The following is a 25,530-nucleotide window of genomic DNA, read 5'->3' as shown; positions in this document are numbered from 1 at the left end:
GGCCACAATGCCGCGGAGGATGGGTGACACGACGGAAATCAGGGAGTTCCGGGTCGCGGTCGGCGCGGCAGAACTCGACGAGCTGGCGCTGCGCCTGGCGCGCACGCGGTGGACCGACCAGGTGCCCAGTGCGGGGGCGCGCTACGGCGACGAGGTCGAGACCGTGCGGGAGCTGGCGCGGTACTGGGCCGAGGAGTTCGACTGGCGGGCGGTCGAGGCGCGGCTCAACTCCTTCCCGCAGTTCGTCACCGAGATCGACGGCACGGGTGTGCACTTCCTGCACGTGCGCAGCACGAATCCGGACGCGTTGCCGCTGCTGATGATCCACGGCTGGCCGGGCACGGTCCTGGAGTTCGTGGACGTCATCGAGCACCTGCGCGACGACTTCCACCTGGTGATCCCCTCGACGCCCGGTGTCGGGTTCTCCGGTCCCACGACCGCGACCGGCTGGCACTCCGGGCGGGTCGCACGGGCCTACGCGGAGCTGATGAGCCGGCTGGGCCACACCCGCTACGGGGTGCACGGCAACGACGCCGGGGCGATCATCGGGCCGGAGCTGGGCCGGGTGGACGGCGAGCACGTGGCCGGGGTGCACGTCACGCAGGTCTTCTCGTTCCCCTCGGGCGACCCGGCCGAGGTGGAGGGGCTGACGCAGGACGAGCACCGGCGCCCGGGGGTGCTGCAGAACTTCTACGACACCATGTCGGGGTACGCGAAGCTGCAGCAGTCGCGGCCGCAGAACGTGGTGTTCGCCCTGGCCGACTCCCCCGCCGGTCAGCTCGCCTGGATCCTGCAGCTGATGGGTGAGCCGGCGGTGAGCAGGGACTTCCTGCTGGCGAACGTGTCGATCCACTGGTTCACCCGCACCGCCGGGTCCTCGGCGCGGCTGTGCTACGAGGACGCCCACCGCGAGGACACCCCGGGCGAGCCGACGACGTTCCCGCTGGGCGTGGCGGTCTTCCCCGACGACTTCCAGTCGATCCGCCGCTTCGCCGAACGCGACCACCACAACCTGGTGCACTGGTCGGAGTTCGGCCGCGGCGGGCACTGCTCCGGGCACGAGGCACCCGATCTGCTGGCCGAGGACCTGAAGGTGTTCTTCGCGAAGTTGCAGGGCACCCCGCCTCGGTGACGCAGTGGATCGAAGCGGGACTGTGGGGTCTGGCAGGTGGCGGCGCGCTCGTCGCGGGCGCGGTCGTCGCCTGGTTCGTGCGCGTGCCGCGCGACGTGGTCGCGGTGGTGATGGCCTTCGGCGCGGGCGTGCTCATCGCGGCGGCGTCGTTCGAGCTGGTGGACGAGGCCGAGCAGACCGGTGGCCTGCTGGCCACCTCGGCCGGGTTCGCCGGGGGCGCGCTGGCCTACGTGCTGGCGAACGTGGTGCTGGCCCGCCACGGGGCACGGCACCGCAAACGGGCCGCGAACCAGCCCTCGGAGTCCGACCAGGCCGGCAGCGGCACGGCGATCGCGGTCGGCGCCCTGCTCGACGGGGTGCCGGAGTCGGTGGTGCTCGGTGTGTCGCTGCTCGACGGCGGGGGCATCGGGGTCGCGATGCTGGTGGCCGTGGTGATCTCCAACGTCCCGGAGGGCCTGTCCAGCGTCGCGGGCATGAAGCAGGCGGGGCGCGGAGCGGGCTACGTCTTCGGCGTGTGGGGTGTGATCGCCGTGGCCAGCGGCATCTCGGCGGCGCTGGGCAACGTGCTGCTCGACGGCGCCTCCCCGCAGGTGATCGCCGTCATCACCGCCACGGCCGCCGGTGCGATCCTGGCGATGATCGCCGACACCATGATCCCCGAGGCCTTCGAACGGGCCCGCCTCTACACCGGGCTGTGCACCACGGCGGGGTTCCTCACGGCGTTCGTGGTGGAACGTTTGGGCTGACGCGGGGTGCCCGGCGGGTGGGCGTTAAGGTCGCTCGCGCCGCCAGCAGGTGGCGCGAGGTGCGGCTGACGAGGAGAGTCGTGGCGATCGGTGAGCTCTACGACGTGGTGCTGGACTGCCCCGAACCGGACGAGCTCGCGGAGTTCTACCGCGAGCTGATCGGCGGGAAGGTCACCGACTCCGACGGGTGGTGGACCACCCTGGAGGCTCCCAGTGGGATGCGGGTGTCGTTCCAGCGCGTCGACGACTACGAGCCGCCGCAGTGGCCCGGCCAGGAGCACCCGCAACAGGTGCACCTCGACGTCATGGTGAGCAACCTCAACGAGTCCGAACCGCTCGTGCTCGAACTCGGGGCGACCAAGCTCAAGGGCTCGCGGTCCAAGACGGGGTTCCGCGTCTACGCCGACCCCGCCGGTCACCCCTTCTGCCTGGTGACCAACTAGGCGGTCCACACGGTCGCGCTGCGGGTCTCGGTGCTCTCCAGCGTCAACGGCACCGGCACCTCGTAGCGCGCCCGCTGCGTGAACCGCTCGCGCGGCAGGTGCGCCCGGTCCGGGTCGCCCAGCAGCACCACCGCGCCCCGTGCCGCCGCCCGGTGCAGGAACGGCAGCACCAGCGCGGTGATCCGCGCGTCGTAGAACACGTCCCCGGCGAGCACCACGCCGGCGCCCGCGGCGTCCCCGGCGAGCTGGTCGGCGGCCAGGGTCGTGACGCGCACCCCGTTGGCCTCGGCGTTGAGCCGCACCGCCGCCAGCGACAACGGGTCGATGTCGTTCGCGACGACCTCCCGCGCTCCCGCCAGCGCGGCGGCGATCGCCACCAGCCCCGAACCGGACGCGAGGTCGAACACCGTGCGGCCCGCGACCAGCTCGGGGTGGTCGAGCACGTGCCGGGCCAGCGCCTGCCCACCGGCCCACGGGAACGCCCAGAACGGCGGCTGGTCGTGGTGCGTGCGCTCCCACAGCTCCATGGCCTCGCACGCGCTGTGCAGCACGATCTCGGGCACGAGCGGCACCGGCGTCGGAGTCGTGTTCGCGAGCACGAACTCCGCCAGGGTCGGAGCGGACATGACCCAGCAGTCTAGGTGCGCCCGCCCGTCACATCCCGCCGGTCACCCGCAGAACCGCCCCGGTGGTGTAGGAGGCTTCCGCCGACAGCAGCCAGGCAATGGCGTTCGCGATCTCCTCGGCCTCCCCCGCGCGTCCCAGCGGCACCCGCGGCGCCACCCGGTCGGCCCGGTCCGGCACACCGGAGAGCCGGTGGATGTCGGTGCGGACGGTGCCCGGCTGCACGCAGTTCACCCTGATCCCGCGCGGCGCCAGCTCCTTGGCCAGGCCGATCGTCAGCGCGTCGACCGCGGCCTTCGTGGCGGCGTAGTGCACGTACTCGCCGGGGCTGCCCAGCGTCGCGGCACCGGAGGACACGTTCACGATCGCGCCCGCGCTCATCCGCCGGGCCGCCTCGCGGGCCACGAAGAACGCGCCGACGACGTTGACGTCCACGACGCGGCGCAGATCCTCGGTGCGCAGCTCGGCCAGCGTCCCCACCGGCGAGGTGATGCCCGCGTTGTTCACCACGCCCGTGACCTCGCCGGCGGCGTCGAACAGCCGCGCCACGTCGTGCTCGTCCGCGGTGTCGGCCCGCACGGCCACCACACCCAGCTCCTGCTCCAGGGCACGGGCCTCGTCGGCGGCCTGCCGGTAGCTGATCACGACCCGGTGCCCGTCGCGCACCAGCCTGCGCGCGGTCGCGGCACCGATCCCCCGGCTTCCCCCGGTGATGACCGTTGTCATGCCGGTCACCCTAGGACCCGCACGCCCGCGGTCAGAGCTGCCCGGCGCGGGTCACCGCGACGAACGCGGCGAGCACGACGTTGACCGGGGCGGTCGTGGTCTCGTGGCGGCCGTGCACGCAGGCGGCGCCGTCGCACAACCCAGTGGTGTGTTCACCCGGTCGATGCCGGGTACCCGCCGACGATGAAGGTAAGGGTGTCCTTAGCCATCACCCGATCGGCCGTATAGAGTGCGCAGATGAGGTGCTCTGTACTCGCCGACCTCGCGGGTGAGCCGCTGGCCGGCACGGCCGCGACCGCCACCGCTTGGCTGTGCCTGGAGCAGCCCGGCCCGTGGGGCCGCGACGCGCTGCTCGACAGCCACCTCGACCGCGAGCTGGGCGCCGAGCTGCACCGCCGTGCGAGTGGCACGGGGGTGCGCATCCTGCTGATCCGCCGTCCCGGCCGCCACGCCGACACCGGTGTGCCCGCCCGCCGCCGCGTCTACCTCGCCGCCACCACCCCCGGTGCGTCGTGGCTGGAACAGGCCGACGTCGGCGCGCCCGAGGAGCTGCTGGAGCTGGACTTCGCCGCGCTGGGCGCTGGGCGTTCCACGGCGTTCGGCACACCGGTGCACGACCCGTTGTTGCTGGTGTGCACCAACAGCAAACGCGACGTGTGCTGCGCGCTGTACGGGCGGCCGATCGCCACCGCCCTGAACCTGTGGGAGTGCACCCACACCGGCGGCCACCGCTTCGCCCCCACCGGTGTGCTGCTGCCCACCGGCCACCTCTACGGGCGCCTGGACCACGACCTGGCCGAACGGCTCACCACCAAGGGCGTCTCCGCCGAACGCTGCCGGGGCCGGTCCTGCTTCACCCCGCGCGGGCAGGTCGCCGAGGTCGCCGTGCGCGAGCGGATCGGCGAGACCGGCGACGTGCTCACCGTCGTGGCCGAGAACGCCGGCTCCGCGACCGTGCGCCACGCCGATGGCCGAGAATGGCGGGTGACCCTGACCGAGCGGCCGGTGCCCCCGCGCCCGTCGAGCTGCGGCCGCTCACCCGACACCGCGACCGCACTGGTCGCGACCGCCGTCGACGAACTGGTGAGCGCGTGCCGCCCAGGCTGATCCACCTCAACGGTCCCACCGGCGTGGGCAAGTCCACCCTCGCCGCCCGCTACGCCGCCGACCACCCGCTCACGCTCAACCTCGACGCCGACCGGATCGTGGGCCTGGTCGGCGGCTGGCAGGACGACTTCTTCGCCACCGTCGACCTGGTCCGCCCGCTCGCGCTCACCATGGCCGCCCACCACCTGCGCACCGGGCACGACGTCGTGATGCCGCAGCTGATCACCCGCCGCGACCAGCGCGACGTCCTCGCCGACGCGGTGAGCTCCGCCGGCGCGTGGTACGTGGAGGTGGTGCTGCTCGCCCCGCGGACCACGGCGATCACCCGGTTCGAGCAGCGCGACGACCCCATCGACGCCGTGGTGAGGGCACTGGGCGGGCAGGCGCTGATCCACCAGGTGTTCGACGACCTGCGGCGGTACCTGACACCGGGGACGACGGTCATCGACAACGGCGGGCTGGACGTGGAACAGACCTACGCCGCGCTGCTCGCGGCCCTGGGCTAGCTGCCCGCTTCGCGGTGCTGCGCCGGGGGCGCGACCGGGTCGGGCACGGTCGCGGAGAACACGCCGATGCCCAGCGCGTACGGGTCGTCCAGGCCCACGGTCTCCAGCGTGTCCACCGGCAACGCCAGCAACGAGATCGCCACTCCCAGGAAGTACGCGTCGAGCAGGCCCGTGTCGCGCACCGTCGAGGGCAGCCCCGCGGCCTGCTGCAGAGCGGCGGCGGCCTCGGCGTTGGCCAGCACCATGCCCGACAACGCCGCACGCACCCCCGGCCGGCGCACCGCCTCCAGGTACAGCTCCACCATCGCGAGCATCTGCGTCGGGTCCTCGGCGACCGCGCGCCGCAGCAGCGCCGGGTAGAGCTCGGCGACGTCGGCGGGGCTGATGTCGGCCGGGGTGGTCTCGCGCAGGCGGTCCACGGCGGCGCGGTGCAGTGCGGTCATGCGCGCGGCGGAGGCCTCGAGGATGGCCTCGCGGGTCGGGAAGTAGTTCTTGGTGGTGCCGATGGGGACGCCGGCCTCGCGGTCGATCGCGCGGTGGGTCAGTCCCCGGCCGCCCTCCACCGCGAGGATCTGGATCGCGGTGTCGCACAGGAGATCACGACGGCTCACGCCCCGAGGGTACTTGGTCACCGCTGGTCCGCGGCACCGGGCGGAACGCGCTGGTCCCGGCGGTCGCGGTGAGCACCCCGCGGTCGATCACCAGGAACAGGCCGCACACGCACCGCACGTAGGCGACCGGGCCGTGGCGGGACAGGGCGGAGTCGCAGGGCCAGTGGCACGCGGGGCAGGTGGCGATCATGCCCCCAACTCTGGTGTCATGGTCTAGTGCATTTCAACCCTTACGGCGGGGCGGCCGCCGAGCTCGCCGCGACCCTGGTCAACGCCGACCCCGCCACACCCCTGCTCGACGTGCTGAAAGCCTCGGACTACAGGCCGCTGGGCTCGCTGGACGCACGCCAGGAACGTGACGTGCGGAACTGGGTCGAGCGGCTGCGGCAGGTCTTCCGCGAACCGGGCGTCGACCTGCTCAACGACCTGCTCGCCCGGTCCTCGACCACGCACTACATCTCCACCCACGACGGCCGCGCGCCGCACCTGCACTACGCACGCGAGGACGCGCCGACCGACGTGCGGCTCAAGGCCTACACCGCGGCGGGGATGGCGGCGCTGTTCTGCGAGGACGCCGGGCGCATCGGCTGGTGCGACCGCGACGGCTGCGACACCGTCTACGTCGACACCAGCCGCAACGGCCGCCGCCGGTTCTGCTCCACCAGGTGCGCCAACCGCGTCAACGTCGCCAACCACCGCAGCCGCCGGCCCGCCTGACTCCCCCGGCCGGCTCAGCCGGTGACGAGGACCGCGGACTCTCATACCGGTACTGCGGTCCGGGTGATCACGTTAGGGTCGGGCCATGACCGAGGAGCTGGTGTTCGCCGGTGTCGCCGGGCAGGCCGCGGCGATCAGAGCGGGCGAGGTGACCTCGCGTGAGCTGGTGCGGCGGCACCTGGAGCGCATCGAACGGCTCGACCCGGTGCTGCGGGCGTTCCGGGTCGTGTTCGCCGAGCAGGCGCTGGCCGAAGCCGACGCCGCCGACCGCTGCGATGCCGACCTGCCGCTGCGCGGTGTGCCGATCGCGGTCAAGGAGGACCTCGCGGTCGCCGGTCTGCCCACCACCGGGGGCACCAACGCCGCACGCACCCCGCAGCCGGCCGACTCCGCGGTCGTGGCCCGGCTGCGCGCCGCCGGCGCGGTGGTCATCGGCCGCACCAGGATGCCGGAGCTGGGGCTGTGGCCCCACACCGAGAGCGGCTGGGCCGGGCCCACGCGCAACCCGTGGTCGCTGACGCACTCCCCCGGTGGGTCCAGCGGCGGATCGGCGGTCGCGGTCGCGGCGGGACTGGCCGCGGCGGCGATCGGCACCGACGGCGCCGGGTCCATCCGCATCCCGGCGGCGGTGACCGGCCTGTTCGGGCTCAAGCCCCAGCGCGGCCGCGTCTCCCTCGCCCCGCAGCCCCAGGCGTGGGGTGGGCTCGTGGTGGCCGGGCCGATCACCCGCACGGTCGAGGACTGGGCACTGGTCGCCGATCAGATCCACGGCCCCGTGCCCGGCGACGCGCACGTCGCCCACCCGTCGCGCACCACGTTCACCGACGCCGCCCGCACCGACCCCGGCCGGTTGCGCATCGGGGTGTCGCTGCGGCCGTGGGGACCGGGCATCGGCATCGACGACGAGGTCCGCGACGCCGTGCAGGACACCGCCGCCCTGCTGACCGACCTGGGCCACGACGTCGTGCGGCTCGACCCGCCGATGAAGGACCTGTCGGCCTCCACCCGCTTCGCGCTGCGCTACCTGCACAACGCCCACCTCGCCCGCACCGAGGTGGAGCTGCCGGACCTGCTCGAACCGCGCACCCGCGCCGCCGCCGACCTCGGCCGGCGCCTGCCGCGGGCGCTCGTGCGCTGGTCACGCAGCCAGGACGCGGCGCTCACGGCGCACGCGAACCGCGTCTTCGGCCGGGTCGACGTGCTGCTGACCCCGGCGCTGACCCGGCCGCCGATCCGCGTGGGCGAGTGGAACCGCACCACCGTCGTCGCGGCTCTGCTGGCCGCCGCCCGCTACACGACGTTCCTGCCGTTGTGGAACATCGTGGGCAACCCGGCCGCGTGCGTCCCCGCTGGCCGCAGCGCCGCGGGACTGCCGCTCGCGGTGCAGCTCGTGGGCCGCCAGCACGACGAGTGCACCCTGCTCTCGCTCTCCGCCCAGCTCGAACGCGTCCGGCCGTGGGCGGACCGGACCCCTTCCGGCCTCGACCACGCAGCACGAGTGCGGACTGTCCGGAGGTGAACTGGTCAGAGGCCGCGGCGCGACAGCTCGTCGAGCAGCTCCCGGTCGGCGACGTGCCGTGACTTGATGTGCTCCAGGTAGTCGGCGAACGCGTCCGGCTGCAGACCGCGCAGCTGCCGCAACCACCCCACGACCACCTCCTGCTCCTGCACCCCGCGCCGCGCCAGCTCGACCTCGACGATGCGCCGGTACACCTCGATCGCCAACCGGCCACCGTCACGCACCAGGTGCTCCACCAGCTCCGCGCGCAACGGCGGCCACTCGTCGGTGTGCACCACCAGCGCACGGGCCTTGAGGTAGATCTCCAGGTTGGGCCGCACCAGGAACGCCTCCCGGCACACCGCAACCGCCCGGTGCGGTGCCGCCCGGCGCAGGTGCTCCTCCACCGCCAGGTCGATCAACCGCAACGCCGCACCCCGCCCACCGGTCGCGCGCAACCCCCGGTCGATCCACTCCAGCGCTTCATCGGCGCGGCCCGCGTCGCGCAGCACCGTGGCGACCTGCAGGTAGTGCCACCCCGAGGACAGGTCCTTGGACAGCACCAGCAGCTGCAGGTCCACGTCGTCGGTGTACTCGGCCAGCTCCTCCATCACCCGCAGCAACGCCCACCGGGCCCGGTCGTAGCGGCCGGTCTCCCCGAACCCCACCACCGGCAACGGCTCGAACAACGCGACCGCCCGCTCGCGGTAGTGCGCCAGCCCCTCGTCGTCCAGCGCCCCCGCGTACGGCGCCAGCGCGACCTCGGGCGCCTCCGGGTGCTCCAGCTGCAGGTCCAGCAGCCAGTCGGCGAGCCGCACCGGGTCAGGCGTGCTCACCGCGCACGCGCGGGCGTGGATGTCGAGCACCCGGTGGGTCAGCTCCGCCAGCTCCACCCGGTGTCTTCGGCTGCCCGCGACCCCGTCGGCGAGCTGCGTGACGATCTGCTCGACCAGCGCCACCAGCTCCGGCCCGGGATCGGTGAGCAGCAACGACTGCAGCTCCACCGACACGGCGGTGAGCTCCTGCCAGCGCGCCGGCCAATCGGCGTCGTCCTCACCACCGGCCTCGGCGAGCGCGGAAGCCACGGCGGCGGGCAGCGAGTTCATCACAACATCAAACACTCGTCACTCGACCGAGTGCTACCGATGTCGCCCTAACGGAACCCTGCTGTTCACCGCTCGTGGTCGTGACGGCACGCGGGGTCGAGTCAGCCGCCGGTCACGGCAGGCACCGCGCCGTCCTCGAGCACCCACCAGACCTCGATCTGCGCGGCCCGGAGCGAACCCGCGACCTCGTCGTGCAGCCGCCGATAGCGCGGGAAGTCCGGCAGCGCCACGACACTGCGCCACGAAGGCTCACGGCCGCGCAGGCGCATGGCCGCGAGGACGGCCTGGGCGAACCAATGACCGGCCTGGGTGCCCGGAGGGGTCGGTTTGATCTCGCCCGCGCGGGCCGGGTCGGCGTAGCCGCGGCTTGGATAGCCCTTGACCTCGACACCGACGGTGATCGACGCGCGGTCGGCGATGACATCGACGCCGTGTTCCTTCGTGACCGTGTTCGCCACCGAGCGGATCCTCCACCCTGCCGCCACCAGTGCGGCCACCACGGCTGCCTGCGCGTTGACCTCGGAGTGCCATTCCTCGACCGCGCTGACAGCAGGCGCCTCCCGGCGCGCGGAGCTCGTCCGGTCTCCGGCCGCGGCACCGGCGTGAGCGTCGCGCAGGGTGATCTCCCCGCGCATCTCGAAGCCGAGGGCGACGAAGTGGCGCCGAGCGGTGTGCGAGATGAACTCCGATCGCGGAACGCCGACCGCCGCCTCGAACGCCTGCACGACCGGGAACCAGATGCCGTCGACCAGGACAGCGTGCTTGTGCACAGGTTCCGGCACCACGCCGGACAGGCGTGTTTCCACGTGCGCTCGGGACAACTCGTAGGGGCGCCCGTTGAGGACGAACCGGACCTGCTGCACCGGCCGAACCTACGGCACCCACCCACCTCGTGTCAGACGAGTACGGCCAGGCGAGGTCAGAGGGAGGCGAGCTTGCGGGTCAGCACCGCCCGCTCACGCTCGTTGCCGCACAGGACCAACGCGCGCTCAAGCTCGGCACGGGCCTCGTCCACCCGCCCCAACCGCCGCAGCAACTCCCCCCGCACCCCCGGCAGCTGGTGGGAGTCGCGAAACGCCTCCGACCCGGCCAGCGCGTCCACGATCGGCAGCGCCGCCTCCGGCCCCCGCGCCATCGACACCGCCACCGCGCGGTTGAGGTCCACCACCGGTGAGGGCGCGAGCCGGCCCAGCGCCTCGTACAGGACGACGATGCGGTTCCAGTCGGTCTGCTCGACCGAGGGCGCCAAGGCGTGGCACTCGGCGATCGCGGCCTGCAGCCCGTAGTAGCCGTAGCCGCGGCCCGCGTCGGCGGCCTTCGCCAGGGCGGCGCGGCCGCGGGTGATGGCCGAGCGGTCCCAGCGGCAGCGGTCCTGGTCCTCCAGCAGCACCGTCTCCCCGTCGGGGCCGCGGCGGGCCGGGAAGCGGGCGGCCGTGAGTTCCAGCAACGCCAGCAGGCTGTGCACCTCGGGTTCCCCCGGCATCAGCCGCGCCAGGATGCGGGCCATGCGCTGCGCCTCACCGGCCAGGTCCAGGCGCATCACCTCGTCACCGGAGCTGGCCGACGAACCCTCGGTGAAGATCAGGTAGATCACGCTGAGCACCTGCGCGAGGCGCTTCGGGCGCTCGGCGGCGGGCGGCACCTCGAACGGCACGTTCGCCGCGCCCAGCGTCTTCTTCGCCCGCGTGATGCGCGCCTGCACCGTCGCGGTCGGCACCAGGAACGCCCGCGCGATCTCGTCGCTGCTCAGACCGCCGATCACGCGCAACGTCATCGCGACGGCGGCCTCCCGCGACAGCACCGGGTGGCACGAGGTGAACACCAGCGCCAAGGTGTCGTCATCGATCTGGTCGGGGTCCCACAGCACGTCGCCGGGGGCCGGGCCGGGTTCGGTGGCACCGGTCAGCGCGCCGCCCTCGGGCAGGTGGTGGGCGAGGGCGGCGTACTTCTCGTCACGGGTGCTGCGCCGGCGGAACGCGTCGATCGCCCGGCGCCGCCCGACGGTGAGCAACCACCCCGCCGGATTGGCCGGCACGCCCTCGCGCGGCCACGTCACCAGCGCCTCGGCCAGCGCCTCCTGCGCGAGGTCCTCGGCCAGGGCGAAGTCACCGGTGTAGCGGGTGAGCGCACCGACGATCCGTGCGGAGTCGATGCGCCACACCGCGGCGACGGCCTTGCGGCCGGTGGGGTCGCTCATGGCGCCCAAAATAGATCAGACGCGTGTGCTCAGAGCTGGCCGGTGGACTCGCGCCAGGCCCGCTCCTTCTTGATCCACTCGTTGTCCTGGGGGAACTCGTGGATCTCGGACACGCGGCGGATCTCGGTCTTGAACCCGGCGGCGGTCATCGGGGTGCGCTTGGCCCACTCGACGGCCTCCTCGATGGAGTCCACCCGGATCAGGTAGAAGCCGTTGAACAGCTCCTTGGTCTCCCCGTAGGGGCCGTCGGTGACCACCGGCGGCTCGGAGGAGAAGTCGACGACCACACCCTCCTCCGCGGGTGCGAGGCCCTCGGCGGCGATCAGCACACCGGCCTCGATGAGCTCCTCGTTGAAGCGGCCGACGGTCTCGATCATCTGGTCGAAGTCGATCTCGCCCAGGTTGCTCCACGCCTCGTCGGACTCGACGCGCCAGATGAGCATGAACTTCATGACGATCTCCCCAGGGGGTTCGGGTGGGTCCGGTGTGGACCCTTTCACGCCCAGGTCGAACGGGCCGGTGCCGGGATCGACACCCGGCCCGCAGATTTTCCGAACTTTCTTGTTTCCGCAGCTCACGACGGCGAACGGCCCGCCCCCGGTGGCAGGGGCGGGCCGTTCCTCGTCGTGTCTTGTGCTCAGGCCTGCTCGTCGGGCTGGTGCAGGGAACGCGGCTGCTCGGCCTCCAGCTCCGGGAACGCCGCCGCGCCGCCCACGGACCGCGGCGGTGCGCTCAGCGGACTGGGCACCTCCTTGCGGGCCACCGCCTCCGCGGCGGCGACGGCCTCGGCGACCTTCGGGTCGGGCTTGGTGTCGAACCAGTCGGCGACCGACGGGTCGTCCTGCTCCGGCTTCGGCCGCTCACCGGTGTCGGCGGGCGGCTCGTAGCGGAACACACCGTCCTCACCGGGTGCGCCGAGCATGCGGGCGAACCCCTCGAGGGCCTTGCCGTAGTCCGACGGGATCATCCACACCTTGTTCGCGTCGCCCTGCGCCATCTGCGGCAACGTCTGCAGGTACTGGTACGCCAGCACCTCCGGGGTGGGACGGCCGTCCTTGATGGCGGCGAAGACCTTCTCGATCGCCTTCGCCTGGCCCTGCGCCTGCAGGTAGCGGGCGGCGCGTTCACCCTGCGCGCGCAGGATCGCGGACTGCCGCTCGGCCTCCGCGGTGAGGATCGCGGCCTGCTTGGCGCCCTCGGCGGCGAGGATCTGCGACTGCTTCTGGCCCTCGGCGGTCTTGATGGACGACTCGCGCTGGCCTTCGGCGTTGAGGATCATGGCGCGCTTCTCGCGGTCGGCGCGCATCTGCTTCTCCATCGAGTCCTGGATCGACGGCGGCGGGTCGATGGACTTCAGCTCCACCCGCGCCACCCGCAGGCCCCAGCGGCCGGTGGCCTCGTCGAGCACCCCGCGCAGCTGACCGTTGATGTGGTCGCGGGAGGTCAGCGTCTCCTCCAGGCTCATGCCACCGACGAGGTTGCGCAGCGTCGTGATCGTGAGCTGCTCGACACCGACGATGTAGTTGGAGATCTCGTAGACGGCGCTGCGCGGCTCGGTGACCTGGAAGTACACGACCGTGTCGATCGACACCGTCAGGTTGTCCTGGGTGATCACCGGCTGCGGCGGGAACGACACGACCTGCTCGCGCAGGTCGATGCGGGCCCGCACCTTGTCGATGAACGGCACGATGATGTTCAGGCCGGGCGCGGCGGTGTTGCGGTAGCGGCCCAGACGTTCGATGACGGCGGCCTGCGCCTGCGGGATGACCAGCACCGATTTCACGGCGACGATCAACACGAACAGGGCGATGACGGCCGCGACCACGCCGGTGATCGGGTCCAACTCGGTTCACATCCTTCTGGGCTCCGACGGCCGGTCGCGTGATCGCAGCGCGGCGGTCAGACCGCGGCGATCACCACGGCCGTCGCTCCCGAGATCTCGACTACGGTGACGGCCTCGCCTGCCGCGATCACGGACCCGTCGAGGGTGCGCGCGCTCCAGGTGTCGCCGCCGATCTTGACCTGCCCGCCGTGCTCGTCCACCTCGGACACCGCGACGGCCTTGCTGCCCAGCAGCGCCTCGTGGTGCATCCTCACGCTGGAACCCAGCTGCAGCCGCCTCTTGAGCAGCGGCCGGGCACCGGCGATCAGACCCACCGAGGACGCGGCGAAGACGAGGACGCTCACCAGGTCACCAGCACCCAGCGCGGTCACCCCCGCCGCGGCCAGCGCGGCGGCGCCGAGCATCACCAGCACGAAGTCACCGGAGAGAACCTCGGCGACGACGAGCAGGATCCCGACGATCAGCCAGATCAGCGCGGCCATGCGCCCATACATACACCACGGGCCGCCCGACCGGCTGAACTTCAGCGCGCTGCGCCCCCGACCGTGACAAAACCGATCATCCTGCGGCGTCGACACCTGCGGCCGCCGTTCGTGTGAGGGAGGGGCCGGCGCCGCTGACCCGGTTCGCGCTCACCGGCAGCACCACCACCGGCACGGGTGTGCTCGTCGCCCGCTACAGGCGGGTCAGTCCCGGGGAACGGTGACGAAGTCGATGAGCCGCTCCACGGCGCCGAGCAGGTCGGACTCGACGTCGCGGTAGCTGCTGACCGCGCCGAGCACCCGCTGCCAGCCCTCCCAGGTCTCACCCCACCCCAGCTGCGCGCACACCCCTTCCTTCCACGGGATGTGCCTGGGCACCACCGGCCACGCCTCGATCTTCACGGCGGCGGGTTTCACGGCCTGCCAGATGTCGACGTAGGGGTGGCCGGTGACCAGCACGTTGTCGTCGCGGACCTGATCGACGATGCGCTGCTCCTTCGACCCGGCGACGAGGTGGTCCACCAGCACGCCCAGGCGGCGGTGCGCCGCGGTGCCGAACTCGGCGATGCGGGCGGGCAGGTCGTCGACGCCGTCGAGGGGTTCCACGACGATGCCCTCGACGCGCAGGTCGTGGCCCCAGACGCGTTCGACGAGCTCGGCGTCGTGCTTGCCCTCGACCCAGATGCGGCTGGCCTTGGCCGTCCGCGCCCGCAGCCCCTCGACCTTCACCGAACCGGAGGCGCTGATGCGCGCCTTCTGCGGCACGGCCACGGGCCGCACGAGCGTGACGGGCTGCCCGTCGACGAGGAACCCGGCGGGCGTGAGCGGGAACAGCCGGTGGCGGCCGTGGCGGTCCTCCAGCACGACGTTGCCGTGCTCGAACTTCACGACCGCGCCGCAGAAGCCGCTGGCGGGGTCCTCGACGACGAGACCGGGTTCGGCCGCGACCTCGCGGACCTTCTTGCGCTTCGGGGTGGACAGGACATCGCGGCCGTAGTCGTGAGAACGCACCCGCAGACCCTAGCCGTAGAACGGTTTGAAGGCGGTGAGCCACTCGTGCACGCGGTCGAGGTCCACGTCGGCGCCGTGCAGGTCGTACCCGCCGTGCACGAAGTCCAGCCAGTCCACCGCCGGGTCACCCACGCACGCCCGTGGGTCGATCGCCACCGGCCCGCGCGCGCTCTGCAGGACGTTGCCGGGGTGCATGTCGCCGTGCAGCAGCACCACCGGGGTGTTGTCGGTGGCGAGCCGGCGGGCCTTGGCGTGCTCGGTGGCGTAGTAGGTGCCGGTGCGGCGCGGCAGCAACGTCTCGAACAGGAAGTCCACGCGGGCGCGCAGCGGCGGGAACCCCTTCGGGTCGGCCTGGTGCAGCACCGGCACCACCCGCGCCGGGACGGTGGCCTCGGTGCCGGGGTGCAGCAGCTCCAGCAGCAGGGCGCCGCGGGCGAGGTCGGTGTCGAGCAGGTCCACCGCCGCGGGTGTGTCGGCCCACGCGGTGAGCGCCTTGGCCTCGTGCGCGGCGATGTCGTGCTCGGGGGTCAGCTTGAGCACCGCGTTCGTGCACCGGAACGTGACACCGGTGCCGCCGGGCATCGGCTCGACGACGGTGAGGCCCCAGCGGGCGGAGAGGGTGGCGACCAGGTCGGGCAGGGCGTCGAGCCAGGTGGTGACGGAGTCTCCGAAACGGCGGACCAGGCGGGCTCTGGCGGGGTCGTCGATCACCCGCTTCACGCTAGCGACTCGGGCCAGAACGCCGGGTCTGTTTCGCCCCGGAGGCCGGATTCACCCCGGTTTCCGGTCGTTTTCCGGTCGCTACCGGGGGCAGATCGGTGCGGGGAGGTGAGGTTGTGCGGGTCAGTAGGTGACGGTGATCGTGCGGTTCGGGCCGTCCACCCGCACCCGGCCGCCGACCGGGACCACCAGCTGCGGGTCGGTGTGGCCGAGGTCGACGTCGAACACGATCGGCGTGCCCGGCGCGTACCGCGCGAACGCCCGCAGCACGGCCTCGCGCTGGTCTGCGGTGTAAGCGGCCCGGTCGGTGCCGGGCTTGGTGAACGACCAGGCGCGGGCGCGGCCGACGAGGACGGCGGCGAACCGGGCCAGCAGGCCGCGTTCGCCCATCGCGCGCAGCACGTAGAACACCTCGGTGGCGGGCGGCATCTCCTCGGAGGTCTCGAAGAACAGGACCTTGCCCTCGTAGTGCTCGGGCGGCTTGATCTCGCGGTCGGCCATCAGCAGCCACGACAGGACCTCCAGGCAGCCACCCCACGCCTGGCCCTCCACGACGCGGTCGCCGTGGTGCCACTGCCAGCCGGCAGCGGGCCGCAGCTCGGGTTCGGCGTCGAACGTGGCGGGGTCGTCCCAGGGTTTGTTCACGTCGCCGTAGGCGGTGGACTGCGGCAGTGCGTACTCGCCGGTGGTGAACAGGGCGGCGTGCAGCGAGTCACGGGTGGCCGGGTGCAGGGCACCGGGACGGCCGAGCTCGGTCATGACGGTGGCGCCGTGGTAGCCGACGATGCCGCGGTTGGCGAGCCAGACCAGCAGGTTCGTGTTGTCGCTGAACCCGACGAACGGCTTGGGGTTGGCGGTGACCAGCTCGACGTCCAGGTGCGGCAGGACTTCGATCTGGCTGTCGCCGCCGATGCTCGCGATCACGGCCTTGACGTCCGGGTCGGCGAACGCGGCGTGCAGGTCCGCGGCGCGCTCACGCGGACTCGCGCCCATCTTGCGGGTGGCCGGGTACTCCACGGGTTCCAGGCCCAGCTCGCGCAACCGCCGCAGGCCGAGCTCGTAGGGCAGCGGGAACAGCCCGGGCAGGCCCGCGGAGGGGGAGACGACCGCGACGCGGTCACCGGGCACGGGCTTGGGCGGGGTGATCACAACCCCGGACGCTAACCGTGCGTCAGAACGCGGGCCACGGAATTGCCGGCCAGTCGCCCGACGGTTCGGGGAACACGCCGTCGGCGAGCAGCTTGTCGGTGCGTTCGGAGACCGCGCGGACCTCGGCGCGGGTGAGGTGGTCGTGCAGCTGTTCGCCCAGATCGCCCTCGAGCGCGGACCTGAGGCGGCGCATGGCCTCCAGCACCGGCTCGGGCAGCGGTTCGCGGGCCCAGCCCCACAGCACGGTGCGCAGCTTGGGTTCGACGTGCAGGCAGATGCCGTGGTCGACGCCGAACACCCCGCCGTCCACGGCGTGCAGGACGTGGCCGCCCTTGCGGTCGGCGTTGTTCACCACCACGTCGAACGCGGACATCAGCTGGACGCGGGGGTGGTCGGCGTGCACGAGCACGGCCGGGTCGCCGAAGCGGTCGTGGGCGTGGAAGACGGGGATCCAGCCCGGTTTCACGTCGTCGACGCCGACGATGTCGACGAGCTCGTCCTCCTCGCGGGTGTCCACCCACAGCTGCACCATGCCCGAGCCGAACGGGCCGGGACGCAGCACCGTGGGCGGCACCACGCCGACACCGGAGGCCGCCGAGATCAGGTAGGTGGCGACCTCGCGGCCGGCGAGGGTGCCGTCGGGGAAGTCCCACAGCGGCCGTTCGCCGCGCACCGGCTTGTACACGCACTGCGCGTCGAGCCCGTTGTGGGAGATCTTGCAGAACAGCGTCGCGTTGGAGGCGTCGACGAGCCTGCCCTCGACCTCGATGCGGCCGTGAGTCAGCAACTCGATGGCCGCGGCGGTGTCCACGTCAGTCTTCCTCGGTGCGGCGGTAGCCGTTCTGGCGCGGGCAGATGTGGCCGTCGGGGTCGAGCGGTTCGGCGCACAGCGGGCAGGGTTTGCGGCCGGCGTTGACGACGCGGTCGGCGCGGGCGGCGAAGGCGCGGGCGGCACCGGGTGAGAGGAACACCCGCACGGCGTCGGGGCCCTCCTCGGTGTCGTCGAGCACCACCGCCTCGTCGACCTCCTCCTCGGAGATCGCGAGCAGCTCGATCACGACGGCCTTGGACTCGGCGTCCCAGCCCAGTCCCATGGTGCCGACGCGGAACTCCTCCTCGACGGGCACGTCGAGGGGTTCGGTGTCGACGTCGTCGGGTGGCGCGTCGTCGGGCACCTCGGTGCCGAAGCGGCGATGCACCTCCTCCAGGAGCGAGCCGATGCGTTCGGCGAGGACCTGGACCTGCTGCTTCTCCAGCGCGACGCTGATCAACCTGCTCTGCTCGGAGGCCTGCAGGTAGAAGATGCGGTCGCCGGGCTGCCCGACGGTTCCTGCGATGAACCGGTCGGGTGCGCGGAATACGTGAATGACGCGAGCCATGGCACCTACGACCCTAGGCCACGCGGAGATCGTCGGCAGGTCCTCCCCCACCAAACACTCCGCGTATAGGGTCGGGTTGTGGTGAAGATCGCTTCGTACGGGACGTGGACCTCGCCGATCAGCGCCGGCGACACCTCCAAGCCGGGTGGTGGGTTCCAGTGGGCCGACCTGCACGGTGAGCAGGTGTGGTGGGCCGAGAGCAGGCCGGCCGAGGGTGGCCGGGTCGCTCTGGTGCGCGACGGGGTGGAGGTGCTGCCCGCGCCGTGGAACGCCCGCAACCGGGTGCACGAGTACGGCGGGCGGCCGTTCGTGGTGCTCGCCGAGGACCGGGTGGCGTTCACGCACTGGGCCGACCAGCGCGTCTACGTGTTCAACCCGGACACCCCGCAGGTGCCGCCGGCGCCGTTGACGCCGGAACCGCAGCGCCACCACGGGCTGCGCTACGCCGACCTGTCCGCGGGACCGGACGGCGAGGTGTGGTGCGTGCGCGAGTCGATCACCGGGGACGCGCGCACCGACGTGCGCCGCGACCTGGTGGCGATCACACCGTCGGGTGAGGTGCGGGTGCTGGGGTCGTCGCACCACTTCATGACCGGCCCGAAGATCAGCCCCGACGGCACGAAGTTCGCGTGGATCGGCTGGGACCACCCGCAGATGCCGTGGGACGGCTCCGAGCTGTGCGTGGCCGACATCGGCGAACCCGGTCACCGGGTGCTCACCGGGTCGACGACCGAGGCGGTGTGCCAGTTCGAGTGGGAGGGCGACTCGCTGCTGGCGCTGACCGACCCGCACGGCTGGTGGAACCTGTTCCGCGTCGGGCTGGACGGCTCGCGCACGAACCTGGCCGAGTGCGCGGAGGAGCTGGGCGGGCCGATGTGGCGGCTGGGCAACCGCTGGTTCGCCACCCTGGCGCCGGGCCGCTACCTGGTGGTGCGCTCGGGTCACCTGGCGGTGCTCGACGAGCGCAGCGGCACGGTCACCGACGTGGAGACCGACCTGCCGATGTGGGCGGCGGACCTGTCGGTGCGCGACGGCGTGGTGATCGACGGGGCGGCCGGGCCGACCTCGGAGTTCAACGTCGTGCGGCTGGACCTGTCCAACGGCGAGCTGACCTACCTGACCGGCGGTGAGGAACCGGCGCAGGCCGCGTACCTGCCGGTGCCGGTGGAGCGGGTGTTCGGGGAGGTCCCCGCCTACGTCTACCCGCCGACCAACCCCGACTTCGCCGCTCCCGAGGGTGAGCTGCCGCCGTACGTGGTGCACGTGCACGGCGGGCCGACCGGGCGGGCGCTGCCCAAGCTCGACTCCGACATCGCCTACCTCACCAGCCGCGGTATCGGCGTGGTGGCGGTGAACTACGGCGGCTCGACCGGCTACGGCCGGGCGTTCCGGGAACGGCTGCGCGAGCAGTGGGGTGTCGTGGACGTGCAGGACTGCGCCTTCGTGGCCCAGGAGCTGGCGAAGGAGGGCACGGCGGACCCGCAGCGGCTGGCCATCCGCGGTGGCTCGGCCGGTGGCTGGACCTCGGCGGCGTCGCTGACCTCCACCGACGTCTACCGGTGCGGCATGGTGGCGTTCCCGATCCTCGACCTGGCGGGCTGGACTTCGGAGGGCGGGGAGACCCACGACTTCGAGTCCCGCTACGTCGAGGGCCTGGTGGGCACGCTGCCCGAGGCCGCTGACCGCTACCGGGACCGGTCGCCGTCGAACAAGGCGCGGTCGGTGTCCGGTCCGGTGCTGCTGCTGCAGGGCCTGGAGGACGAGATCTGCCCGCCCGAGCAGGCCGACCGGTTCGCCGCGGACCTGGACGGGTCGGGCATCCCGCACGCCTACCTCACCTTCGAGGGCGAGCAGCACGGGTTCCGCAAGGCCGAGAACATCAAGGCCGCCCTGGAGGCGGAGCTGTCGTTCTACGGGCAGGTGTTCGGGTTCACGCCGCCGGGTGTGCCGGTGCTGGACCTGCGTTCGTGACCCTGCGCGCGGTGCGTTCGTGAGCGTTCTGAAGCGCGGGGACCGGGTCGCGCTGGTGTCACCGGCCGGCCCGGCTCTCGCGCCGCTGGTCGCCGCGGGTGTGGCGGTGCTGCGGTCGTGGGGGCTGACGGTCACCACACCTGTGGTGGACGCGTGGTCGTTGCCGTACCTGGCCGGTTCCGACGCCGACCGGGCGGCGGAGTTCGTGGACGCGTGGTGCTCGGACGTGGCGGCGGTGTTCTGCGTGCGCGGCGGGTACGGGTGCCTGCGGATGACGGACCTGGTGCCGTGGCGGTCACTGCCGCCGCGGGTGTTCGTGGGCTCCTCGGACGTGACGGTGCTGCACGCCGAGCTCAACGCGGCCGGGCAGCCGACGGTGTTCGGGCCGATGCCGGGCACGCGGGACTTCGTCGAGGACCCGGTGGCGCAGGAGCGGCTGCGGCGGTTCCTGTTCGAGGGCGTGTCGTCGTGGACCGCGGGAACGCCCGTGGTGCCCGGTACCGCCCGCGGGGTGCTGGTGGGCGGGAACGCGGCGCTGCTGGCGGCGTCGGTGGGCGGGCCGCGGTGGTCGGTGCCCGAGCCGGGGGCCATCGCGTTGCTGGAGGACGTCGGTGAGGAGCCCTACCGGCTGGACCGGATCCTGACGCAGCTGCTGCGGGCCGGGTGGTTCGAGCCGGTGTCGGGGATCGTGCTGGGGTCGTGGACCGGGTGCGGTGACCCGTCGGCGGTGCTGCTGGACCGGCTCGTGCCGCTGGGGGTGCCGGTGCTGGGCGACTTCGGGTTCGGGCACTGCGCCGGGCAGTGGACGTTGCCTCTGGGCGTGGCGGCGGAACTCGACGCCGCCGCCACAACACTCCGCCTCCTCTGACCCCGTCTGTTCAGGGCACGCGGGGACCTTTCGTTCCCTCCAGGGGTACGAAAGGTCCCCGCGTGCCCTCGGATGTGGCGGGTGGGGCTCGTGTGGGTGATCAGAGGGCGGTGCGGCGCTGCTGGGCGTCGAGGCGCAGCCGGTCGGTCTGCCGGCCGATGGCGCTGATCTGGTCGGCGAGGCCGGGGTGGCCGTCGCGCAGGCCGGGACCGGCCTGGGTCAGCGGTTCGAGGAGCTGGGCGGCGTCGGTGTGGCCGAGGGCGTCCTGCACGCCCGCGTCGTGCGGGCCGACCTGGGCGGCGAGCACCCGCAGGACGGCGGCGTTCTCGCGCGCCCAGGCGGTGACGGCCTTGTCACCGGCGCGGCGGTCGCGTTCGGCCTGCACGCGCTCGTCGCCGGTGCCGGTGTCATCGGTGCGGCGCACGCGCAGGTAGCGGCGTTCGGCGGCCTGGCGGCTGGCGACACCGAGCGCGGGGGCGAGGTCGGCCCAGCTGGTGCCCAGGGAGCGGGCGGCCTCGATGAGCTGCGGCTCGTAGTCGGAGAGCTCGTCGCGCAGCCGGCGCAGCAGCATCAGGGCTGACAGGACCTCGGTGGCGCTGCCCGGCCGGGCAGCGGTCGCGCGGACCGTCTCGTAGTCACTCGGCATGTCGTCCTCCTGATGACATCGGTGGCTTGTCATCGTCTCGACGACATGCTACAACAGTGGTGCAGCGCATTGACAGTCCACGAGGTGACAGGAGGTGTCAGATGTTGATGCGCACTGACCCGTTCCGCGAGCTCGACCGGCTGACGCAGCAGGTGTTCGGCGGACAGGGCACGTGGTCGCGGCCCTCGGCCATGCCGATGGACGCCTACCGCGACGGTGACCGGTTCGTCGTGTGCTTCGACCTGCCGGGTGTCTCGCCGGACGCGATCGAGCTCGACGTCGAGCGCAACGTGCTGACGGTCAAGGCCGAGCGCAGGCCGGTCGGCAAGGACGTCGAGATGCAGGTCTCGGAGCGGCCGCTGGGCGTGTTCTCGCGGCAGCTGTTCCTGGGCGACACGCTCGACACCGACCACATCGACGCGGGCTACGAGGCGGGTGTGCTGACGCTGCGGATCCCGATCGCCGAGCGCGCCAAGCCCCGCAAGATCGCGATCACCTCGGGTGACGAGTCCCCGAAGCAGATCGACGCGTGACCGTTCCCAGCGCGTGACGACTCACCGCGCGTGATGATTCACACGGCGGGCGGCGGCCGACCGGGTGATCCCGGGTAGGCTTCCGCCCGCCATGAGACCCCAGCCCCAATGGGCGGCATTGGACGTCTACGCGTCCAACACCGACCTCTACGCCGATCCCCGACTGGTGGAACGGGTGGACTACCGGCGCCGTTTCAAGCGGCACCGTCCCCGCACGCAGTCGGTCGTCCTCGCCCCGCACGGCGGCGGCATCGAGGTCGGCACGTCCGAGCTGTGCCTCGCGATCGCCGGCTACCACCCCTCGACGCGGGTGCCCATCGGGCAGACCCACGACTACTGGATGTTCGAGGGCCTGCGCTCGGTCGCCAACGACGAGCTGCACGTGACCTCGTCGCACTGCGACGACCGGGTGGCGCGCACGCTGGTGTCGGGTGCGGCGCACGCACTGGGCCTGCACGGGTGCACCGCGGCGGCGGCGGGCCTGGAGGACCACGACCGGGCGGTGCTGGTCGGCGGCCGCGACGCCCTGCTGCGCGCGGAGCTGCTGACCCGGTTGCGCCGCGCCGGGTTCCACACGGTCGACGCCGCCGACCACCCGATCCTCGGTGGCGGCGACCGGGCGAACATCGCCAACCGCACCCGGTCGCGCCGGGGCGGGCAGCTGGAGCTCACCACTCCCCTGCGCGGCGCCATGTTCGCCGAGAACTCCCGCTCCGACCGCCGGCACACCACGACCGAGGTGTTCTGGGACTTCGTGCACGCCTGCCGCGCGGCTCTCGCGGCCCGCGAGGCCTTGAACAACTGACCGGTGTCGGGTACCCGGCCGCGGCGGGTGCCGCCTGCCGGTGGAGGCGACACGGGAGGTTCACGGCATGCGGCTCACCTCGGTCACGGTCGGCTGTGCGCGGCCGCGGGAGCTGGCGGAGTTCTACGCGCGGCTGCTGGGCGCGGACGTGGCGGAGGCGGAACCGCGGTGGGCGCTGGTGCGCACGCCGGACGGGCTTGCGGTGAACTTCGAGCTGGAGCGCGAGTTCACGCCGCCGGTGTGGCCGAGCACGCGCTCGGGGCAGAACGCGACGCAGCACCTCGACATCGAGGTGGAGGACCTGGAGGCGGCCACCGGGCACGCGCCGGCGTGCGGGGCGGTGCTGGCCCCGGTGCAGCCGCAGCCCGGCGTGCGGGTGCTGTTCGACCCGGACGGCACCCGTTCTGCCTGTTCACCTGAGCATCACGGGGCCGGGTCGCCACGGCGGTGGCGGCCCGGCCCGGTGGTCGTGTCCTAGAGGTACTTCTTGAGCTCCCGCTTGGCCAGCGACATGCGGTGGACCTCGTCGGGGCCGTCGGCCAGGCGCAGCGTGCGGGTGGCCGCCCACAGCTCCGCGAGCGGGAAGTCCTGGCTGACACCACCGCCACCGTGGGCCTGGATGGCCTTGTCGATGACCCATTCAGCCATGGCAGGGACGCCGATCTTGATCGACTGGATCTCGGTGTGGGCGCCCTTGTTGCCCACGGTGTCCATGAGCCACGCGGTCTTGAGCACGAGCAGGCGGGCCTGTTCGATGCGGACGCGGGACTCGGCGATCCACTCCTGCAGCACGCCCTGGGCGGCGATGGGACGGCCGAACGCGACGCGGGACACGGCGCGGCGGCACATCAGCTCGAGGGCGCGTTCGGCCATGCCGATCAGGCGCATGCAGTGGTGGATGCGGCCGGGGCCCAGGCGGGCCTGCGCGATGGCGAAGCCCTCGCCCTCCCCCGCGATCAGGTTCGCCGCCGGCACGCGGACGTCGGTGAACTCGATCTCGGCGTGGCCGCCGTGTGCGTGGTCGCCGTAGCCGAAGACGTGCAGGGCGCGCTTGACGGTGACGCCGGGGGTGTCGCGCGGGACGAGGATCATGGCCTGCTGGCGGTGGCGTTCGGCGTCGGGGTCGGTCTTGCCCATGACGATGAAGATCGCGCAGTTGGGGTTCATCGCCCCCGACGACCACCACTTGGTGCCGTTGACGACGTAGTCGTCGCCGTCGCGTTCGATGCGGGTGGCGATGTTGGTGGCGTCGGAGGAGGCCACGTCGGGTTCGGTCATGCAGAACGCGGAGCGGATCTCGCCGTCGAGCAGCGGCTGCAGCCACTGCTTCTTCTGCTCGTCGGTGCCGAACATGGCGAGCACTTCCATGTTGCCGGTGTCCGGGGCGGCGCAGTTGAGGGCCTCGGGGGCGAGGTGGGGGCTGCGGCCGGTGATCTCGGCGAGCGGCGCGTACTGCAGGTTCGTCAGGCCGCCGCCGTGCTCGGGGTCGGGCAGGAAGAGGTTCCACAGGCCCTGGCGGCGGGCCTCGGCCTTGAGCTCCTCCAGGACCGGCTGGCGCTGCCACGGGTCCTCGGCGTCGTGCAGCTGCTGCTCCAGCACGGCCTCGGCGGGGTAGACGTGGGAGTCCATGAACGCGAGGAGCCGGGTGCGCAGTTCCTCGGTCTTGGCGTCGTAGGCGAAGTCCATGTCAGAGCTCCTTGTGGGCGGCGGCGAGTCCTTGGCGGACGAGGGGGACGGTGAAGGCGCCGAGCTTGTCGAAGCCCGCGCCGACGGTCTTGCCGCTGGCGAAGCGGAAGTGGATGCCCTCGACGATGACGGCGAGCTTGAAGTAGCCGAAGGCGATGTACCAGCCCAGGCCGGAGGTGTCGGTGCCGGTGCGGGCGGTGTAGCGGGCGACGAGCTCGTCGGCGGTGAGGAAACCCGGCAGGGACGTGACGCCACCGGTGATGGGGTCGGCGCCCTTGCCGGGGTCCGCGCCCAGGCCTGCCCAGTAGACGTAGAGCAGGCCGAGGTCGGCCAGCGGGTCGCCGAGGGTGGCCATCTCCCAGTCCAGGACGGCGCTGATGGCGAGCGGGTCGCGGGTGACCAGCGCGTTGTCGAGGCGGTAGTCGCCGTGGATGATCGTCGCGCGCCCGGAGGCGGGGACGGTGGCGGCGAGCTTGTCGCGCAGCTCGTCGATGCCGGGCAGGTCGCGGCTGCGGGAGGCGTCGAGCTGCTTGCCCCAGCGGGTGACCTGGCGGGTGAGGAACCCGTCGGGGCGGCCGAAGCCGGCCAGGCCCACCGAGGCGGGGTCGACCGCGTGCAGGTCGGCGAGCACGTCGACGAGGCGCTGCGACAACGCGCGGGCGTCCTCGGGGGTCAGCCACGGGCACTGGGAGCGTTCGCGCAGGGCGGCACCGGGCATCTCGTCCATCAGGTAGAAGGGCGCGCCGATGACCGACGGGTCCTCCACGAGCCGGTGGGTGCCGGGCACGGGCACCGCGGTGCCGGCCAGGGCGGAGATGACGCGGAACTCGCGGGCCATGTCGTGGGCGGTGGCCAGCACGTGACCCAGCGGCGGGCGGCGCAGGACCCAGGTGCGGGTGCCGTCGCCGACGCGGTAGGTGAGGTTGGAACGGCCGCCGCGGAACAGCTCACCGGTGAGCGGGCCCGTGCCCAGGTGGGTGGCCAGGGCACGCAGGTCGAGGCCGGGCAACTCCGAGCCAGGCAG

Annotated in this window: 30 protein-coding genes; 12 read left to right on the top strand and 18 right to left on the bottom strand. The window is 72.5% G+C overall.

Features of this window, described 5'->3' with window-relative positions; genetic code table 11:
- Window positions 1–19: 19 nt before the first annotated feature.
- The 3 genes from ACZ7CH_RS12880 to ACZ7CH_RS12870 all read left to right on the top strand — a co-directional run bounded on the left by ACZ7CH_RS12880 (window position 20) and on the right by ACZ7CH_RS12870 (window position 2,321).
- Entirely contained in the window at window positions 20–1,132 is a 1,113-nt protein-coding gene (locus tag ACZ7CH_RS12880) for an epoxide hydrolase family protein (RefSeq protein WP_470373919.1), read from the top strand.
- Window positions 1,129–1,878, top strand: coding sequence for a ZIP family metal transporter (locus tag ACZ7CH_RS12875; RefSeq protein WP_458432244.1), 750 nt, complete (start codon window positions 1,129–1,131; stop codon window positions 1,876–1,878). The genes ACZ7CH_RS12880 and ACZ7CH_RS12875 overlap by 4 nt, the downstream gene beginning before the upstream one ends.
- Before the next feature lie 80 nt (window positions 1,879–1,958).
- Entirely contained in the window at window positions 1,959–2,321 is a 363-nt protein-coding gene (locus tag ACZ7CH_RS12870; protein WP_360394854.1) for a VOC family protein, read from the top strand.
- Here ACZ7CH_RS12870 and ACZ7CH_RS12865 read toward each other — a convergent pair.
- On the bottom strand, window positions 2,318–2,947 hold the full coding sequence (locus ACZ7CH_RS12865; RefSeq protein WP_470373918.1) for a class I SAM-dependent methyltransferase: 630 nt from the start codon (window positions 2,945–2,947) through the stop codon (window positions 2,318–2,320). The genes ACZ7CH_RS12870 and ACZ7CH_RS12865 overlap by 4 nt on opposite strands.
- 28 nt (window positions 2,948–2,975) lie before the next feature.
- A complete protein-coding gene (locus ACZ7CH_RS12860; RefSeq protein WP_458432241.1) occupies window positions 2,976–3,671 on the bottom strand; it encodes an SDR family NAD(P)-dependent oxidoreductase in 696 nt (231 codons plus the stop codon).
- Between the two features lie 237 nt (window positions 3,672–3,908).
- On the opposite strand from ACZ7CH_RS12860, the gene ACZ7CH_RS12855 reads away from it, so the two are divergent.
- Both ACZ7CH_RS12855 and ACZ7CH_RS12850 read left to right on the top strand, forming a co-directional pair.
- Complete coding sequence (locus ACZ7CH_RS12855; RefSeq protein ID WP_360394478.1) at window positions 3,909–4,778, top strand: sucrase ferredoxin; 870 nt, start codon at window positions 3,909–3,911, stop codon at window positions 4,776–4,778.
- A complete protein-coding gene (locus ACZ7CH_RS12850; protein ID WP_470373917.1) occupies window positions 4,763–5,284 on the top strand; it encodes an AAA family ATPase in 522 nt (173 codons plus the stop codon). The genes ACZ7CH_RS12855 and ACZ7CH_RS12850 overlap by 16 nt, the downstream gene beginning before the upstream one ends.
- Here the strand turns inward: ACZ7CH_RS12850 and ACZ7CH_RS12845 are convergent.
- Both ACZ7CH_RS12845 and ACZ7CH_RS12840 read right to left on the bottom strand, forming a co-directional pair.
- Window positions 5,281–5,895: a TetR/AcrR family transcriptional regulator gene (locus tag ACZ7CH_RS12845; RefSeq protein WP_470373916.1), complete on the bottom strand. Its 615-nt coding sequence runs from the start codon at window positions 5,893–5,895 to the stop codon at window positions 5,281–5,283. The genes ACZ7CH_RS12850 and ACZ7CH_RS12845 overlap by 4 nt on opposite strands.
- On the bottom strand, window positions 5,882–6,085 hold the full coding sequence (locus ACZ7CH_RS12840; RefSeq protein ID WP_360394470.1) for a hypothetical protein: 204 nt from the start codon (window positions 6,083–6,085) through the stop codon (window positions 5,882–5,884). Before ACZ7CH_RS12840 ends, ACZ7CH_RS12845 begins: the two co-directional genes overlap by 14 nt.
- A 26-nt stretch (window positions 6,086–6,111) precedes the next feature.
- On the opposite strand from ACZ7CH_RS12840, the gene ACZ7CH_RS12835 reads away from it, so the two are divergent.
- Both ACZ7CH_RS12835 and ACZ7CH_RS12830 read left to right on the top strand, forming a co-directional pair.
- Entirely contained in the window at window positions 6,112–6,612 is a 501-nt protein-coding gene (locus tag ACZ7CH_RS12835) for a CGNR zinc finger domain-containing protein (RefSeq protein ID WP_470373915.1), read from the top strand.
- An 85-nt stretch (window positions 6,613–6,697) separates the two neighbouring features.
- Window positions 6,698–8,131: an amidase gene (locus ACZ7CH_RS12830; RefSeq protein ID WP_470373914.1), complete on the top strand. Its 1,434-nt coding sequence runs from the start codon at window positions 6,698–6,700 to the stop codon at window positions 8,129–8,131.
- 5 nt (window positions 8,132–8,136) lie between these two features.
- Here ACZ7CH_RS12830 and ACZ7CH_RS12825 read toward each other — a convergent pair whose 3' ends face one another.
- The 11 genes from ACZ7CH_RS12825 to ACZ7CH_RS12775 all read right to left on the bottom strand — a co-directional run bounded on the left by ACZ7CH_RS12825 (window position 8,137) and on the right by ACZ7CH_RS12775 (window position 17,997).
- Entirely contained in the window at window positions 8,137–9,216 is a 1,080-nt protein-coding gene (locus ACZ7CH_RS12825) for a hypothetical protein (protein WP_458432237.1), read from the bottom strand.
- Between the two features lie 101 nt (window positions 9,217–9,317).
- On the bottom strand, window positions 9,318–10,079 hold the full coding sequence (locus tag ACZ7CH_RS12820) for a hypothetical protein (RefSeq protein WP_470369280.1): 762 nt from the start codon (window positions 10,077–10,079) through the stop codon (window positions 9,318–9,320).
- 56 nt (window positions 10,080–10,135) lie between these two features.
- Window positions 10,136–11,413, bottom strand: a complete 1,278-nt coding sequence (locus ACZ7CH_RS12815; protein WP_470373913.1) for an RNA polymerase sigma factor — start codon at window positions 11,411–11,413, stop codon at window positions 10,136–10,138.
- 29 nt (window positions 11,414–11,442) lie between these two features.
- On the bottom strand, window positions 11,443–11,865 hold the full coding sequence (locus ACZ7CH_RS12810; RefSeq protein WP_360394457.1) for a YciI family protein: 423 nt from the start codon (window positions 11,863–11,865) through the stop codon (window positions 11,443–11,445).
- A 185-nt stretch (window positions 11,866–12,050) separates the two neighbouring features.
- The gene (locus ACZ7CH_RS12805; RefSeq protein WP_458434399.1) at window positions 12,051–13,247 is read right to left on the bottom strand and encodes an SPFH domain-containing protein; all 1,197 of its coding nucleotides are present in this window, start codon (window positions 13,245–13,247) and stop codon (window positions 12,051–12,053) included.
- A gap of 65 nt (window positions 13,248–13,312) precedes the next feature.
- Window positions 13,313–13,738 (bottom strand): NfeD family protein, encoded by a 426-nt coding sequence (locus ACZ7CH_RS12800; RefSeq protein ID WP_360394452.1) that lies wholly within the window; start codon window positions 13,736–13,738, stop codon window positions 13,313–13,315.
- Between the two features lie 204 nt (window positions 13,739–13,942).
- Window positions 13,943–14,749, bottom strand: coding sequence for a DUF3097 domain-containing protein (locus ACZ7CH_RS12795; RefSeq protein WP_470373912.1), 807 nt, complete (start codon window positions 14,747–14,749; stop codon window positions 13,943–13,945).
- Window positions 14,750–14,758: 9 nt separating this feature from the next.
- Window positions 14,759–15,460 carry an aminoglycoside phosphotransferase family protein gene (locus ACZ7CH_RS12790; RefSeq protein ID WP_470373911.1) on the bottom strand — a complete coding sequence of 234 codons (702 nt, stop codon included), beginning with the start codon at window positions 15,458–15,460 and terminating at the stop codon, window positions 14,759–14,761.
- Window positions 15,461–15,592: 132 nt separating this feature from the next.
- The gene (locus tag ACZ7CH_RS12785; RefSeq protein WP_458432233.1) at window positions 15,593–16,618 is read right to left on the bottom strand and encodes a S66 family peptidase; all 1,026 of its coding nucleotides are present in this window, start codon (window positions 16,616–16,618) and stop codon (window positions 15,593–15,595) included.
- A 22-nt stretch (window positions 16,619–16,640) separates the two neighbouring features.
- Entirely contained in the window at window positions 16,641–17,429 is a 789-nt protein-coding gene (locus tag ACZ7CH_RS12780) for an SCO1664 family protein (protein WP_360394443.1), read from the bottom strand.
- 1 nt (window position 17,430) lies between these two features.
- Window positions 17,431–17,997, bottom strand: coding sequence for a DUF3090 domain-containing protein (locus tag ACZ7CH_RS12775; RefSeq protein ID WP_360394440.1), 567 nt, complete (start codon window positions 17,995–17,997; stop codon window positions 17,431–17,433).
- A 78-nt stretch (window positions 17,998–18,075) separates the two neighbouring features.
- Between ACZ7CH_RS12775 and ACZ7CH_RS12770 the strand changes: the two genes are divergently transcribed.
- Together ACZ7CH_RS12770 and ACZ7CH_RS12765 are read left to right on the top strand one after the other, a co-directional pair.
- Complete coding sequence (locus tag ACZ7CH_RS12770) at window positions 18,076–19,968, top strand: prolyl oligopeptidase family serine peptidase (RefSeq protein ID WP_470369287.1); 1,893 nt, start codon at window positions 18,076–18,078, stop codon at window positions 19,966–19,968.
- Window positions 19,969–19,987: 19 nt separating this feature from the next.
- Entirely contained in the window at window positions 19,988–20,836 is an 849-nt protein-coding gene (locus ACZ7CH_RS12765; protein ID WP_470373910.1) for a S66 peptidase family protein, read from the top strand.
- A gap of 100 nt (window positions 20,837–20,936) precedes the next feature.
- On the opposite strand, the gene ACZ7CH_RS12760 is transcribed toward ACZ7CH_RS12765, so the two are convergent.
- The gene (locus ACZ7CH_RS12760; RefSeq protein ID WP_470369289.1) at window positions 20,937–21,482 is read right to left on the bottom strand and encodes an HSP18 transcriptional regulator; all 546 of its coding nucleotides are present in this window, start codon (window positions 21,480–21,482) and stop codon (window positions 20,937–20,939) included.
- Window positions 21,483–21,583: 101 nt separating this feature from the next.
- On the opposite strand from ACZ7CH_RS12760, the gene ACZ7CH_RS12755 reads away from it, so the two are divergent.
- From ACZ7CH_RS12755 to ACZ7CH_RS12745, 3 genes are all read left to right on the top strand, one after another.
- Window positions 21,584–22,015 (top strand): Hsp20/alpha crystallin family protein, encoded by a 432-nt coding sequence (locus ACZ7CH_RS12755; protein ID WP_360396717.1) that lies wholly within the window; start codon window positions 21,584–21,586, stop codon window positions 22,013–22,015.
- 91 nt (window positions 22,016–22,106) lie between these two features.
- On the top strand, window positions 22,107–22,820 hold the full coding sequence (locus tag ACZ7CH_RS12750) for a poly-gamma-glutamate hydrolase family protein (RefSeq protein ID WP_360396716.1): 714 nt from the start codon (window positions 22,107–22,109) through the stop codon (window positions 22,818–22,820).
- 67 nt (window positions 22,821–22,887) lie between these two features.
- Window positions 22,888–23,298: a VOC family protein gene (locus ACZ7CH_RS12745; protein WP_470373909.1), complete on the top strand. Its 411-nt coding sequence runs from the start codon at window positions 22,888–22,890 to the stop codon at window positions 23,296–23,298.
- Here the strand turns inward: ACZ7CH_RS12745 and ACZ7CH_RS12740 are convergent.
- Both ACZ7CH_RS12740 and ACZ7CH_RS12735 read right to left on the bottom strand, forming a co-directional pair.
- On the bottom strand, window positions 23,295–24,506 hold the full coding sequence (locus tag ACZ7CH_RS12740) for an acyl-CoA dehydrogenase family protein (protein WP_470373908.1): 1,212 nt from the start codon (window positions 24,504–24,506) through the stop codon (window positions 23,295–23,297). The two genes, ACZ7CH_RS12745 and ACZ7CH_RS12740, sit on opposite strands and share 4 nt — an antisense overlap.
- Window position 24,507: 1 nt before the next feature.
- A complete protein-coding gene (locus ACZ7CH_RS12735) occupies window positions 24,508–25,530 on the bottom strand; it encodes a phosphotransferase family protein (protein WP_360396886.1) in 1,023 nt (340 codons plus the stop codon).

This window comes from Lentzea sp. NPDC037011 (genome assembly GCF_055607425.1).
The sequence above is the reverse complement of the archived record's forward strand: the minus strand, read 5'-3'. Positions and strand labels throughout refer to the sequence as shown.